Here is a 14991-nt window from a genome sequence, read left to right as displayed (position 1 = left end):
TTTCAGGTTTAAATTTTCAGGTTTTTGATTTCTATTTTTTCTTTTTTGCATTGCCCAAAAAAGAAACAAAAAACGCTAGCCCTGGACTGTTCGCCGACCCGCTATTTTCTCAATTCTGAAATCCAACAAACTCCCCCGAAAGTTTTCGGGGTCAAACAGCGTTGGATTTTTTCAGAATTTTCGAAAAACGGGTGCCCGGCTGCCACAGTCAAAGGGCGGGTTGAACTACGATTGTCAGATGTATTTGTTTGCATTAACGTTTATCCTTTGTTTCTTTATCGAATGTGATGAGGTTGAACATGGCTCTCATTCTGGAACGGAGTCTGTTGCCGTAGTTGTTTTCTATTTCGGAAGCGGAGAGGTTGGTGGTAATGTGCGTGACGGATTTGTTTTCGACAAACTGTTCATAACGGCTAATGAGTACCTCAGCCATGACGTTGCAATCGTTACCGAAGTGTTTTATTTGCTGTTCGGCACCTAAATCGTCAAAGCAATAACCAGTTAGTTTTGATTGATTGGCTTGCTTCAAAGTGTAACAGTTGATAGCCTCAAAACCATTTTTTGCAAACTCAAAAGAGACTTCTCGGCATGTTTTGATTTTATAGTCGAAGTTTTGATACGCAAAGGGGCGTACTAAGTTCATAAGGGATGTTTTGCCGCAACCAATTGCTCCAGAGATAAGAATACCTTTTGAAAGATCAATCTTTAAGTTTAAGGCTGCTCTATCGTCTTGAATCATATAAATCAACAATTTGTAAATGGTTGGGTGGTCTGTTTCGTTAATTTGAAATGAATTTCCGTAGTTTATTTTTCCTTGGTTTTCGAGGTAATCTAGACATTTCCGGAAATTATACACTTTGAAACCTTTGTGGACCACGAAGGTTTCACGGACGGATTTACAATGGTTCATCATAATTTTTTTGGGTTGCCGTGTGCAGATGCATCGGTTTTGGTTGGGAGTTGTAATCGGATTTTGAAACGTTTGCTGCAAACTTAGCGGTGTTGAGCATCCAGTTTCTTGCTGCTGCTTTCCAATCTTTCATTTTTGTTTTTCCACCAATGAGCCAACCGATGCTGGAGTAGTAATTGAAAAACTTATTGGCTTCCGTTTCTGTATTCTGCTGGGAAAGGAAATAATCAATCGCTAATTCAAGAGTTGGGATAATGTGATCGAAGATTAATTCCAGTTCAACTGGTTTTTCTTTTTTGGCGCAACTTTTTTCTTTTTTTTCTTCTGGATTTTTTAAAGGATTCAAATTTTGAACTGGTTTATTTCTTGAAATTTTTTCTATATCTATTTTTATATTGTTTAAAATGTTTTTAGATGTTTGTTTTTTATTATATATATATACCTGTTCATTAACCTGTTCAATAACTTGTTCATTTTTTGTTTTGGTCAAATTGTGAACGGGTTCATTATTTGAATGGGTTGGTTGTGGTGTTTGTGAAATTGTTTCTATTTTTTCAGAGAAATTGATCATGATTATGGTAGAGGAGGAGTGGGGATTGAATGTGGGGTTGTATATCATAAACCCTAAAAGTTCTAATTCTTTCATGCACTTATGGTATGTTGCTTTAGAATTGATCTTACTTGCTTTCATGATTTCTTCCCGAGATATGCTTGTTGGGTTATTGAATCGGTTTACGTTCCAACATTGGAAAAGAGCCAAATAGAGCGAAATGTGCGTTGGTTTTAGGTTGGTTTCATAACTGATTTTATTGAAAAATCCGGTGAGGTGTTTGATGTAGTTCATTTTGTTAGTGATTAGTGAGTGGTGAATAGTGAGTGATGTCTCTCGACTGCGCTCGAGATGAAGGTGATTAGTGAGAAGTGAGAAGTGAATAGTGAGAAGTGTTCCTCGACTGTGCTCGGTATGAGATTGCTTCGTTACGTGCGATAACTTTACTTGAAAAGGGTAGGAAGGGCATTTACTTTATTTCCGTTTAAAAGTTTTTCAATATCAGTTTGATCGTAATACATAATTCCACCGATTTTGGTGTAGGTCAATGTTCCGTTAATACGAAGGTTTTGTAAAGTACCTGGTGAAATATTCAGCAGTTTTCGAACTTCATTGGATTTGAGCCATTGTTTCTGCTGTAGTGGTTTGGATTGTATGATTCCTTTTAAATCATTGAGAAGAAGCGTTCGAAATTCGTTTAAGTCTTCCATTGTAATTAATTGCTCGCGGTACATTCTGTTTTTAGTAGTGTTTGTGGAGCTGTTGCTTTCAAGTGCCATAACTTATGTTTTAGTTTGTTATGGTACAAAAGTGTTGGTATTGGTTGATTTTATATCACAAGTGGTTCACAAGTTGTGAAAGAAAAAAGGAGTTTTTCTTTTGAAATGGCTGTGGTTATAGATGTTTTTTATTAAAACAACTATTCTGATTTTAATGAATTTTTTCTTTTGCCTTGATGCAAAAGAAACAAAAAATCAAGCCTGAAAATCAAAAGCTTGAAAACTACCTAGTTATTTACCTGACTGCCACTGGCAGTCCTCCTTTTAATTTCAAATGTTCCGCAGCCCGAGCCGTTCGTCCTTCGTCCTCAACTCCCGGACTGCTGCCACTTTACTTCTTCGTTGTTTTCTTATGCTTTTTATTTAAGGGCGGTGTGAGGAGGTTGTAATTGAACGTGTAATGGTTGAATGCTATTTTTATTTTTAAGCAAATCTTTTCTTTTGCCTTGATGCAAAAGAAACAAAAGATCAAGCCTGAAAATTAAAAGCTTGAAAACTACCTCAAAGTTCCATTCCGCAGCCCGAGCCGTTCGTCCTTCGTCCTCAACTCGCGGACTGCTGCCACTTCACTTCTTCATTGTTTTCTTATGCTTTTTATTTAAGGGCGGGGAGAGAAGGTTGTAATTGAACGTGTAATGGTTGAATGCTATTTTTTATTTTTAAGCAAACTTTTTCTTTTGTCTTGATTACTTATGAGTTAATAATTTATTGGAGTTCGTGAATCTTTGATTTCAAAAGAAACGAAAAATCAAGCCTGAATAATTTTTAACCAAAAATCATCGGACAAATTTATCTCACTGATCCCTATATTGTTATTGGTGTTCGATGAACCTCACTTCGTTTCGGTTTCCCTATCGCGACCCCAGCCGTTCGTGCTACGCACTCGACTCGGGGGTCACTCCCTACGGCCAACGCTTAAATTCTAACCGTGATTTTATGGCGTAAAATTATAAGGGCGGTGTGAGGAGAGTATAGTTGAACGTTTATTGGTTGATTGCTGTTTTTATATTTGAAGAAAGTCTTTACTTTTTTCCTTGATGAAAAAAGTAACAAAAAAATATTCATGGGTTATTATTGTTTTTTGGTATTCATGAATCTTAGATTTCAAGCCTGAAAATCAAAAGCTTGAAAACTACCTAGTTATTTACCTGACTGCCACTGGCAGTCCTCCTTTTAATTTCAAATGTTTCGCAGCCCGAGCCGTTCGTCCTTCGTCCTCAACTCGCGGACTGCTGCCACTTCACTTCTTCATTGTTTTCTTATGCTTTTTATTTAAGGGCGGGGAGAGAAGGTTGTAATTGGACGTTTATTGGTTGATTTCTGTTTTTATATTTTAAGAAAGTCTTTACTTTTTTCCTTGATGAAAAAAGTAACAAAAAAATATTCATGGGTTATTATTGTTTTTTGGTATTCATGAATCTTCGATTTCAAGCCTGAAAATTAAAAGCTTGAAAACTACCTCAAAGTTCCATTCCGCACCCCGAGCCGTTCGTCCTGCGGACTCAACTCGCGGAGTGCTGCCACTTCACTTCTTCGTTGTTTTCTATGCTTTTTATTTAAGGGCGTGCCTAAAAGTGGAAATTTTAATTCTATTGTGTTTCGTTTTAACCGCTCAAAACAGTTTTCAGTGCGCAGTCGGTTCTGGGATTACACCTGTGGACAATGCTAAAATCTTTACCATAATATGATGTTTTAAAAATTTATGAGTGAATATTGCTGGTTTTTTCTAATGTTTTTTGCGCGTATAAAAATCACACAAAAAAAAATATTTTTAAGTGTTTATTTCTATTGACTTATTCAATTCCGTACAGAAGTAGCTAGGAGATATTCCTGTACGGGATTTAAATGCTCTTGTGAAGTTTTGAGTAGAACCAAAGCCAGCTTCGTCTGCTAGAGATTTGTTTTTGTAAATACGGTATTTATTGTCACTTTTAAGCAATTCTATGATATGATCAATCTTAAGATCAGTGATATATTCAATGATTCCTTTGTTACGGTATTTTGCAATTATTTTTGAAGCATATTTGGTATTTGTATTCAATAAAGAAGCCAATTTCAATAAATTCATCTCTTTTTCGAGATACTTTTTACTGATTTCGAATTTTTCCAATTTTTTTAGGATTGCAGCAACTATTTCAGGATTGATATCGAGTTCCTTACTTCCGTTTGCTACGAATAATTTCGATGTTGCCGGTTGGCGTTTCATCAGCTCTTGAAATAATTTTTTAGATCTAAAATGTCTGTAAACAAGGAATGAAATTATTGACATCAAGACTGCTGTGGTACTAATTGCAATAATAGTTATGGAATTATTGGAGGTTTCTAAATTACGTTGCGTTTGCAGTAGTTTTTCAGTATCGTATACTTTAGTTATTTTTCCTGAAAGGTATTTGTAATTGTGTTCTAATAATTGATCGATTTTTAAGAGTTGATCTACGTAAAGTAAATGTGCTTTTTTATCATTTTTAATTAGAGAATAATCAATTAGCAGTTCATAAGCCTCCCTTAATTCCGGACTTATATAGTTTTGCTGTTGGAAAATTGCATCTACTTTTTTGAAATAGACTACGGCTTTTTCTTTTTGATTTTGAGACCAATAATTTTTACCAATATAAAAATAAGCAAGAGTTTCATTGGCAAAATCTTTATTACTCTTAATATCCGGTAATGCCAACGATAATTTTTTTATAGCATCGACATAGTTGTGTTTAAAAGAGTGGTTTATACCTTCAGAAAATAGAAAGTATGATTTCATTCTAAAAATTTCAAATTGAATTGCCGCTTTTATTCCTATTTGATTTATTTGACTGCTTAATTGGTATTTATTAACTCTGCTGTAACATTGACCTAATGAATATAATGAATTGACATAGGCGTGATCATTATGCTCTTTAAAATAAGTAACGCACTCTTTGAATAAACTTATTGCTTCGTGATAAAATCCAAGATAATACTTAGTTAGCGCTTTGCAGTATTTTAATTTGTAAATAAGATATTCGTCATTTGTCTTGGAAATATAGTCCTCGGCAATGAGGTAATTGTCCAGTGCTTTCATCATCTTTTTATCATCATAATATACTATTCCTTTTGTCATATAAGCGGATCCAATCAATTCAGCACTGTTTGTTCTTTTAGCAGCAATAACCAAACTGTCAGCATATAGGTGTCGGAGTTTTTTATCGAATTTATATATTAAGGATTTATAGGCGAGAGCCATTTGCTTATCGTTTCTTTCGGATTTGGCTTTAGCTAACCAAGACTGTGCATATAAGCGTTCTTTTAAACTATCACTTTCTTTATAATTTATTTTTTCATTGAAGTAGTTACAGTCTTTATTTGAGAGACTATCTGGAATAACAAACTTTTTTTGAGCGTTTAAGCTGATAAAAAAACAAAGTAGAAGTAAGATTAAGTAGTTTTTTTTCATGTTCTAAAATGGGGATTATAGCGTTTTAAAAACAAAATAGAGGAGTTAGGTCTCTATTTATCAGGAATAAATGTAGCTAAAAAACTTCAATAATTAAGATAATTAACCTGAGGGACCCTAAATGTATTTTTTGAATGTTAAGTTGTTGGTTATGTACTAATTGTTCCTGAATTGACTGTTGTCAATTCAGGAATTACACCTATTAAATTCCCGAATTGAACAGCAGTTGTGTTGTGTGTTACGGAGTACACATTTAGTTTTGCCCTGAATTCGAATGGTTTTGTTATGAGCAAAATCGCCACTGTTCCCATTACCCCGGGTGAAAAGAACTGATGAAAAAAGTAATCAGTAACATTTAAAACATTTACAAAAATGAAAAAAGTATTTTTATTCCTAGCCATTTTAATGTGCTATTCCATTTCGCTTATTCTGCAGTCTTGTAGTACTGATTCTGAATCAACTATTGACAATGCACCCAATAGTTTTGAAAAGAGAAGGCACTACACTAAATATAGCTCAATAAGTAGTCGTATCATTCCAGATAATAGTGCTAATCCTTATGATGAGGCAGGAAGAAGACTTTTTAAGCAAAAGTCTTATGTCATTCTTCAAAATCTACAAAAAGGTAGTATAATTAGCAGCGTGAAGAGTAATGATACCAATTCTTTATCATCAGGCAAAGTATCGCCTATTCTTTTGGATAGTCTGTCTGAATTAGTTGCTAATGGGGATTTATCAGTAGAAGCCAAATTAAGTTTTAGTCGGTTTATTAATTCCTTGCTGCTTCTTTCAAAAACGGAAGAACGATATGAAGTTCTATATGATTTTATCGTTGCTTATGAAGCGAGTGCTTTGATAAATGAGATATTTACGGAAAATGATAAAGAGGTTGTTTTAACAAATTCATCTGTTGTTCGGTATGAAACTTATGAGGAGTCAATAACACCTCCAAAGAATAAAGATCCTGATTGGACTATTCTTTTTAGAGAAGTTAGTTCATCAAAAAAGTACTAGCTGTTGATTTGTAATAGAAATTTTATTTTTAAATAATTAGTTTGATACGGCTGTCCAGATGGGCAGCCTTTTTTTAGTTTGTCAGATTTTTATTTTAAATGGTGTTCGCAGGATCTTTGATTTGTATTTTTAATAACGAATGGTCTCTGATTATAGATTTTACTTTTTTCCTTGATGAAAAAAGTAACAAAAAATTATTCATGGTTTATTATTGTTTTTTGGTATTCATGAATCTTCGATTTCACTGCCTGAAAATTCAAAACTTAAAAACTACCTCAAAACTCCATTCCGCGCTCCTAGCCGTTCGCCTTTCAGGCTCAGCTTGCGGAACACTGCCATTCCGTTTTTCGTTGTTTATTGACGTTTTTAATTTAAGGGCGGATTCTAAAGCGCAAATTTTAATTTTCATCCGCGTTGTCCATGCGGATGATGAGTTTGTTTTTGAGGGTATTTAGGAATTTAGTTCTTTCCGTTTTTCTGTTTCGGATTTCGAGAAAGACGCGGTGGAATTGCCCTAAATCAATATTAAAAACTGTCTCGAAAAAGGTTGTGACTTCTTTTAGTCCTGTGGTTCCGTTATTAAAAACCCCTTCTGTATGTAGTGCATAAATCAATTCAATGAGTTCTACTTTTGACCCCGTCCATTTTGGGGCTTTAGAAAGTGGGGAAGGTGATTGGATTGTTATTGTTTTACTACCTAATTTTTCGATTTGCTCTTCCAGAAATTTTTTTATCTCATCATTGGCTAGTATGCGAGCCACTTTATAGTCATGCGAGGTAGTGAAGCGATGATCTGCCTGAAAATAAAAACTGTCCACCATTAGTTTAAGATCATATTTTGCCCGTATAAAATATTTATCATCCAGGCAGTTGTTGCCGGTGCGGTAGTAGCGGTAAAACTCCTGGTTCTTCTCAAAAAAGACTTTTAATTTATTGAGTTCTGCTTTATAATATTTACCTATTGTTTTTTGAGACCCGAAAGACTTGTTGGTTTCAATATTATAGATTTCGTTATAGTAAATCAGTTTAGCCGCAAACTTAGGCTTGATGTCCCGGAAGAATTCTATTTCCTCTTTTTTGTTTAGCTGTTTATATTTTATGAAAAAGGTTTTTAGTTTCTCTAAGGCAGCAACGCTATTCTCTATTGCCTGCTCGGCCAACTGTACCTTATTTTCTGTTTCCAGATGGATCAATTTTAACTGATGTTCTAACTCGGACATCAACGATTCAGAAAATAATTTCATTGCAGTTGTTTAAGATTTACAATTGGACTGATTCTAGAATTGAATCATGGGCAAATCTATTTGATGGTTGCTTAGGTTGCAAATGGTGTGGTGTTTGATTCCCGAATTGAATAGTGAAATTCCCGAATTGCATAGAGGTTACAATTTGATTTCTACTATGTTTGGCACTGTCACTTCAAGTTTCTTGTTGATTATTACACATGATTCACTTTTCCAAACTCCATATTCTCACGGTAATTTTCAGCTTCAAAAATACTCTTTAATATTGGTATTAGTTGCGAACTTTCAGTACCATAAATTTGTTTAGAAATGTCAAGTGCTAGATTTAAATTTTGGATAGCCAATTGTAGGTCACCTTTAAAAAGATAACAATTACCAATATTATAATATGCCTGAGCTATACTTGGCATTATACTAATTTCCTGCGCTATTTGAAGTGAAGAAGTAGCATTTTTTAAGCATTCGTCGAATTCCTTAAAATTTAAATTAATATTTGACAAGTTGTGCAATGCTATGCATTCTCCCTGTTTGTCTCCTATCATTCTTGTGGTATTTATACTATTTTGTATAAACTGTTTTGCTTTTTCGTTATCACCTTTTTGTGAATATGCTATTCCAAAGCTGCACAGCATGCTTCCCTCAGATTGTTTATCACCTATTGCAAAGGCAATCTTTATTCCTCTGTTAAGGTATTTAATTGCTTCGTCAGGTCGGTTGGTGTGGTTATAAGCAGACGCTGCATTACCCAATGAATTGCATAAGCTAGTAATATCTCGCTCTCTTTCAGATATCATTATTGCACAATTATATGTAATAATTGCAGCTTCGTATTCGCTGAGGTTCCTGTATATGTTACCTAATACTTGTAGTTGTGCTATTTCCCCCTGTACATTTCCCAAATCACGGCACGCTGTTGATGATTCTTCTAAACAATTTTTTGCTTCTTTATATTTTCCTAATGCATTAAAAGCCATTCCAAGATTACCGAGTTCACTATAAAACATGATTCTATTTCGGTCCTTTTGTGCCATAAACATTCCTTGTTCAAAATGCTTTACAGCAATCTTATACTCGCCGATATTGTAGTATAATCTGGCTGGCAGATGATTAATAACTCCTGCAGAATTTGTCTCAATTGCCAGTCGCATCCATTCTTCAACATTTTCTTCCCAAGGTGTCTGGTGTGATTTGAATTCATAGGGCACGGTTATCAATGTCTCCCATACAATTTTTATAAAAAAATCAGTGTTTATGAATATTCTTTGCCCTGTGAAATTTTTGAATGGATTTTTATAGTCCTTCAAAGCAATATCTTCCTTAGTATAATTTGATTTATTGTTCGAATGTTCAATCAAGAACACATTACTGCTATTATCATTCTTTATTTCTTCAATTTTTGGAGAAATATCAAACATGTCAGAACAGCTATATCCTATTATAAATACATTGGTATTTATATCCTTTGAAAAAAACTTATCAATTGTCAAGTTTTTATTAGTACAAGAAACCCTATTAGCCACGGCGCTTAGCGTAATTGCCATCTCATCTTTATCTGATATACAACCATGTATTTTTATTATTTTGATACCATTGTCTTTCCAATTTATTTTACCGAATTCTATTTCCGATGAAAATACATTGAAGTCCTTATCTTTTTGAAGCCCTTTATTTATCAGTGCGTTTTCAATAAGTGAATCAAAATTGGTAGTCATTACTGTTTTAGTGCATCCTAAGCTGACAAGCTCTGCAATAAGTTCATGTGTTGTATTAGGCATTCCTTTAGCAAAAATTTCCAATATTTCATCTACGCTAACTTCATTTCGGATTGTTTCAACAAAAGCCTCAAATGGCATATCTGAGTTCAGAATTATATCAGCATCTGCTTCGCTAATTTGCATCACTTCAAATATCTTTTTAACTAAGTTGTTCACTAATGGCAAGCCAGAGTGATAGGAAACTCCAGCTCCACAAAAGATTGCAGTATTACATGATGTAGTATTAGCAATGTTGTAAATTAACTCTTCGATCATAGCATCAATGTTATTAATATATCTTCTTACTAAAATCTAAAAAAAATGGTCAGTACCGACCTTACTTGAAAGTTAATCAAAAGACTTCAACACTTTACGTCTTAATAATCAATAACCTCAAGCTATTAAGAAATTCCAAAATGAACCATTAACTTATTCATCTCTTCTCTATGAACTTTGATATTTTTTCTTATTTGTATGAACTTTACTTCATCAAATTCGAAATCCTCTTTCCCCAATTGAGCTAAAAGAACCTCTTTCCCATCTTCTTTTATAAATGATTTTGCATGAGCAAACTTATTTCTTACATCAATAACATCTAAATGATAACTTTTATTTAATTCTAAAAAATCAGTAAAAACACTACCGTTAATATTATTTACCTTTTTTAATAAAAATCTAAATAAATCTATTTTTTTAGTCACTTCAATTTGTGGGAAAAAATCATTAATCCCAATAGTTTCATATCTTTCAAAAATCGCAATACTACTTTTTATCGTCTTTTCAGAATATTCTTTTATGAATTTATCTATATCCTTTTTTTCTAATTTTAATATGTCATTAATAAATAGTAACGAAAGTTTTTCAACGCAAACATCTAACTCAGAGGTCTCACCAACAACTAAACCTCGCATTGAATTAATTTCTTCGATTTTTTTAATTGTCGTTTTAAAAACTAGATTAAATTTATGTTCTATTTCTTTTCTATCAGAATAGTAAACGCCCTCCATAAAATAACGATGCATACTTTCTTTTACACTATTTAAATCACTCGAGTAAAAAATAATATCTGTATAAATTTCATTATTTCTTAATAAATTAATTATAACATCTCCATTATCTGAATTTCTAAGATTAAAATCAATTAGTAAAATGTCAGTTTTTTTTAGACCATTAGATTTTATTTCTGCATCTACTTCTATCAAATTAATTTTTCTGTTAACATTCAAATTAAAACCGTATTCCTCTAAATTTTCTTTAAAAATTTCTGACGTGGTTTCAAACCATGAATTATCATCTTCAATCCACAAAATATTATAATCTATTTTCATTTTTTAAATAGTATTTTTAGTTCAAAACCTTCTTTATAATTCGGATTATATTCGATTTCAGCATTTAAATCTTTTTCCATAATTCGTTTAACATGATTCAAACCTAAACCAGCACCCTTTGTTGATGTAATGCCTTCTTCGAAAATTAATTTACTGTCAATGTTAGAATCTAATGATTTACCAATATCTTTAATAGATAGAAATAAGTTCTCATTTAGTTTTTCAAATTCAAAAATTATCTTTTTAGCATCTTTTCTTCGAGAATTACTTAAAATATTATCAATTGCTACGCACAATTCAATAGGTTGAAAATCTCTAATGAATTCTATTTCATTATCCATAATATCTATTTGAATATCCTTATGCAATAATCCATATATATTTAAAAGATAATTTTTTATATATGAAACAATATCTTCTTTTAAAGATAAAGAAGCTTCAAGAAAATTTGATTTTGTTGTAAACCTAGTTATTGTAGAAATTTTTTCATTCGCTAAACTAATTCCTTGCAGAAAGGATATAATTTCTTCTTTTTTTAAATTTTGGGTTTTATCTAATTTTCTTTTAAAAAGCTGAATTTTTTTTGAAATATCATCTGAATATACACCAATAATATGATTTGAATCTCTCAAATCCTTATATTCAATTGATTCTGATGACCTAAACCTATCAACTTGTTGTTTTCTATTATCAGCAGTAATTTCAGCTAGTTTCCTTCTTTCTTCTTCTTCTTTTGCTTTTTGTTCAGCTTTAATTTTATTTAATTCTGCTTGCAGTCTTTCTTTTTCTTTTCGTTCAGTTGCTAGTTCAGCCTCTTTTCGTTTTCGTTCCTCATCTTGAGCTTTTTGTTCTGCTTCAAGTCTTCTTTTTTCTGCCTCTTTTGCTCTATTTTCAGCTTCAATTCTCCTTTTTTCTTCTTCTAGTGCACGTTTTTCAGCGGTCTCTTTTTCAAGTTCTAGCTTTTTAAAATTTTCTTCTGTTATTTTAACTTGACTCAATAAAGAACTATCGTTTGTTTTTTCTGCAATTTTCTCCAAATCTTTTAAAAATTTAGGTTGAACAACATCTAATTGCTCATTTACAAAATCAACTAACTTTTTATCATAATCAATAATTTTTATGTTATCGTCATCAGACAAGCTCTTAATAAGATTTACAAAATCGAGTTTACTACCTAAATTTGAAACTGCAGTTGAATAGTCTTCCGAATCTTTATCTTTATCAAGTTTTGCTCGTAACTGTTGTCCTTCGTTTTCAGTTTTAAAATACTTTTTTCTTAAAAAAGCTTCTCCCCATAATACTCCAACAACATATCGCTCTAATCTTTTTAACGATTTCTCCCAAAAGGCTTCCATTAACTTATTATAACCAAAGGTTTCAACCAAACCTCCATCTCGACTAGAAACTTCTTTAAATTCATTGAAATTTTCAGTAATAATATCTACCCGGCCGAACAAATCTCTAGTTCCTAAAAATCTATTATATCCCTGTTGTTTCCTATTATCTAGTCCCCAACTATCATCATTTGTATTTCCATAGGGTTGAACTCTAAATCCATTTTTAAATAGAAATACATTACCATAATTTACAGGTTCTATATCCATTAGTTTTCCGAAATGTATTTTTGCACTTCTATTAAGAAAATAAAGGTTTATTCTCAAATCAGTAATTAAAGAAAAATAAATGTTAGGTTCTTCAATATGATAGATTAAAGTTCCTCTATCAATTAATTTTGTCGTGATAAGATTGTTATCTATTACTAAATCTAATTGGGTAGTTTTTAAGTCTAAAATATCTAAAATTGAGTTGTTAACTTGCCCATTAATTTTTTGTCTTTCATTTAATCCTATATCATTTTTTTCGTATTTTTTGCAAATAATTTGAATAGAAAACTCCTCATTTTTAGAAAAAGGATTAATCAATTTTTCTAATGAAAATTTAAGATTTCTTATTTTGTTTGCATCCCAAATTGTAGATAATTTAGTAATCTCCAAAATGGTACCATGCTGCGAATTATTGGGAAAATTAAGTTTATAGGAATTTAATGTCTGAAAAGGAATTTTTATATTTTGAAAATTTTCTTTTGCATTTATTTCAAATTTATGCCAATCTACATTTACTTGACTAATTTCGGTTTCATTTAATTTTGATGTAGTTAAAATTAAATCACCACCTAGACGATCACAAGAAAATCTTCCAATACCTTTTGCTCCAGCATAAAATCTTTTAGATTTTAAATTATTTAAATGAGAATCTTTTCTAACATCATCATCTTCAGTTCCATCATGTTTTGCAGAATACGCGACTGCAAACCACTTATTAACAAGATCATATTCAGACATGCCTTTCCCATTATCAGAAATAACAATTTTATCATCTTCAAATGTGATAATTACATTTTTAGCATGTGCATCATATGAATTTTTCACTAATTCAAAAATGGCAATATTATCATCAATGATTAAATCACGGCCGATAATATTTTTCATTCCAGATTTAACTTCAAAAGAAATTTCAGATTCGTTCATTAACTAATTAAATTTTTTAAAATTATTCCGGCTTGTTCTCCAAATAAAGGAGGAATTGCGTTTCCAATTTGTGAATATCTAGGAACTTCTTGAGTTCTTCTTTTACCGCCAGTCGTATATTTTCCTTTAAATTGGTATGTATCAGGAAAAGACTGAATACGTGCATATTCTCTAACAGTCATTATTCTTGGTTCACAATAATGAATATAATCATCTGGTAACGTCGTAATGGTTGGAGTAGGTTTCCTTGCTTCAAGAATTTTTGTACTACTTTTTTTTAATTGAAAACGCGCTCTAAACATAGAGCTAGTCAAGTTTTCGTCTAAAGCTATTTTAAATCTATTTTTTACGATATCTGTATGTTTAGCAAATCGGTGGCTATCAACTTTACTTTCATTCTTAGTGTATTTTCTAACGTATTTTTGATATTCTGAGGCTATTTCTCCATAAACTCCAGCTTTAAAATTTGGAGTTTCGGAATCTATTTGACCGTTTGATTGAAGTAAATCGGATATAGCATTTTCTAATGTCGGATTTACAACAAGTTTTTTATTTATTAGAAACTTTTCTTTGTTATTTTTAATTTCTTGAAAGAAAGTGTCTTTATTTATTATTGAATTCTCATTTAGAAAGTCGTTTTGAATTCCTACTAAGATAAATCGAGTTCTTTTTTGTGGAATACCAAATTTTGAAAAATCTATCAATTGACCTTTTACAGAATATCCTAAACTCTCTAGTTTTTCTAAAACATAAGTAGAATATGCCGTGCCTTTTGTATCATTGTTTTTAAAACCCAATGTAAACCCTTTTACATTTTCAAAAAATAATAATTTAGGTTTTACTAATTCAATAAACTTAATGTATGAATTAATTAAATCATTTCTTGAATCATTTTCTATTCTCCTTCCGGCCATTGAAAATCCTTGACAAGGAGGACCACCTGCAACTAAATCTATTTTTCCTCTTAATGAAATTAAATTTTCAGAATGATTTTCAAGAATTTCATTGATGTCGTGGTGTTTTTGTTCCAACCAAGTTGGCCAATCGAAATGTTTTTTCTTTTTTATTAAATTATATTCTAGAGTTTTAAAAGCATCTTCACTTTTTTCTATAGCAAAAGCACCTTTCCAACCAGCATTATGTAACCCTAGAGATAAACCTCCACAACCCGAAAATAAATCGATATAGGTTTTTTTATCACTCATTCTTTTTAAAGATTCCATTGAAGTAAATTAGTTTCTTACAAAATTTTATTGACAAATATAGCTTTTAAACTTTACGTTATAATTTGTGCATATAAAAAATATTTTAATTTATTGTTTATTTTGATGAAATTTAAAAATTGTCGAATCTGATCTAGATATAAAAAAAGATACCTCTCAGCATCTTTTTATAGTATCCTTCCGGTTTTCAAAACTGGAGCTTCAAAATAATACTTTTTGAGCTATTTCCGGTGC

At 31.7% G+C, this 14991-nt stretch carries 11 protein-coding genes; 1 reads left to right on the top strand and 10 read right to left on the bottom strand.

What is annotated here, in order from left to right:
• Positions 1–253 precede the first annotated feature (253 nt).
• The 5 genes from BUB25_RS12650 to BUB25_RS12630 form a co-directional block, all read right to left on the bottom strand.
• Complete coding sequence (locus BUB25_RS12650) at positions 254–739, bottom strand: ATPase (RefSeq protein WP_317047068.1); 486 nt, start codon at positions 737–739, stop codon at positions 254–256.
• Between the two features lie 157 nt (positions 740–896).
• Entirely contained in the window at positions 897–1754 is an 858-nt protein-coding gene (locus tag BUB25_RS12645; protein ID WP_072944928.1) for a hypothetical protein, read from the bottom strand.
• Positions 1755–1903: 149 nt separating this feature from the next.
• Complete coding sequence (locus tag BUB25_RS12640) at positions 1904–2239, bottom strand: helix-turn-helix domain-containing protein (RefSeq protein WP_072944926.1); 336 nt, start codon at positions 2237–2239, stop codon at positions 1904–1906.
• Between the two features lie 1771 nt (positions 2240–4010).
• A complete protein-coding gene (locus BUB25_RS12635; protein ID WP_072944924.1) occupies positions 4011–5666 on the bottom strand; it encodes an AraC family transcriptional regulator in 1656 nt (551 codons plus the stop codon).
• A gap of 149 nt (positions 5667–5815) precedes the next feature.
• Positions 5816–6067 carry a hypothetical protein gene (locus BUB25_RS12630; RefSeq protein ID WP_072944922.1) on the bottom strand — a complete coding sequence of 84 codons (252 nt, stop codon included), beginning with the start codon at positions 6065–6067 and terminating at the stop codon, positions 5816–5818.
• On the opposite strand from BUB25_RS12630, the gene BUB25_RS12625 reads away from it, so the two are divergent.
• Positions 6039–6680 (top strand): hypothetical protein, encoded by a 642-nt coding sequence (locus BUB25_RS12625; protein WP_072944920.1) that lies wholly within the window; start codon positions 6039–6041, stop codon positions 6678–6680. The genes BUB25_RS12630 and BUB25_RS12625 overlap by 29 nt on opposite strands.
• A 398-nt stretch (positions 6681–7078) precedes the next feature.
• Here the strand turns inward: BUB25_RS12625 and BUB25_RS12620 are convergent, their stop codons facing one another.
• From BUB25_RS12620 to BUB25_RS12600, 5 genes are all read right to left on the bottom strand, one after another.
• The gene (locus BUB25_RS12620; RefSeq protein ID WP_072944917.1) at positions 7079–7924 is read right to left on the bottom strand and encodes an RteC domain-containing protein; all 846 of its coding nucleotides are present in this window, start codon (positions 7922–7924) and stop codon (positions 7079–7081) included.
• Between the two features lie 194 nt (positions 7925–8118).
• Positions 8119–9954, bottom strand: a complete 1836-nt coding sequence (locus tag BUB25_RS12615; RefSeq protein WP_072944915.1) for a tetratricopeptide repeat protein — start codon at positions 9952–9954, stop codon at positions 8119–8121.
• 125 nt (positions 9955–10079) lie between these two features.
• Positions 10080–11006, bottom strand: coding sequence for a hypothetical protein (locus tag BUB25_RS12610; RefSeq protein WP_072944913.1), 927 nt, complete (start codon positions 11004–11006; stop codon positions 10080–10082).
• Complete coding sequence (locus BUB25_RS12605) at positions 11003–13534, bottom strand: ATP-binding protein (RefSeq protein ID WP_072944912.1); 2532 nt, start codon at positions 13532–13534, stop codon at positions 11003–11005. Before BUB25_RS12605 ends, BUB25_RS12610 begins: the two co-directional genes overlap by 4 nt.
• Entirely contained in the window at positions 13534–14739 is a 1206-nt protein-coding gene (locus tag BUB25_RS12600) for a DNA cytosine methyltransferase (RefSeq protein WP_072945056.1), read from the bottom strand. Before BUB25_RS12600 ends, BUB25_RS12605 begins: the two co-directional genes overlap by 1 nt.
• Positions 14740–14991 lie beyond the last annotated feature (252 nt).

The organism is Flavobacterium granuli (assembly GCF_900129705.1).
GTDB lineage: Bacteria > Bacteroidota > Bacteroidia > Flavobacteriales > Flavobacteriaceae > Flavobacterium > Flavobacterium granuli.
Note: the sequence above shows the minus strand (reverse complement) of the source record. Positions and strands in the feature narration are given on the sequence as shown.